1 pseudogene is annotated in these 300 nt (G+C 41.7%); it reads left to right on the top strand.

Annotation, left to right across the window (positions count from 1 at the left end):
- Positions 1-5 precede the first annotated feature (5 nt).
- Positions 6-300: pseudogene (locus JR005_RS09715) on the top strand (bifunctional aspartate transaminase/aspartate 4-decarboxylase); the annotation flags it as partial.

Consider the following 300-nt stretch of genomic DNA (forward strand, 5'->3'; position numbering starts at 1 on the left):
TCCTCATGGCCAAAGTAGATTATTCCAAGTATTCAAAACTTAGCCCATTTGAATTAAAAGATGAACTCATTGCTCTGGCGCAGAGTAAAACAGATCGCATCATGCTGAATGCAGGTCGCGGGAATCCCAATTTTTTAGCGACAATTCCACGCCGTGCTTTTTTCCAGTTAGGTCTATTTTCTGCGACAGAATCTGAGTTTTCTTTTTCTTATATGCCAGAAGGCCTAGGTGGATTTCCACGTCCTGTCGGTCTACAACAACGATTTGATCATTTTGTTCTGGAAAATCGTGATAAACCCG

Origin of the sequence: Acinetobacter sp. Colony158, from assembly GCF_019264745.1 — a bacterium.
Lineage (GTDB): Bacteria > Pseudomonadota > Gammaproteobacteria > Pseudomonadales > Moraxellaceae > Acinetobacter > Acinetobacter ursingii.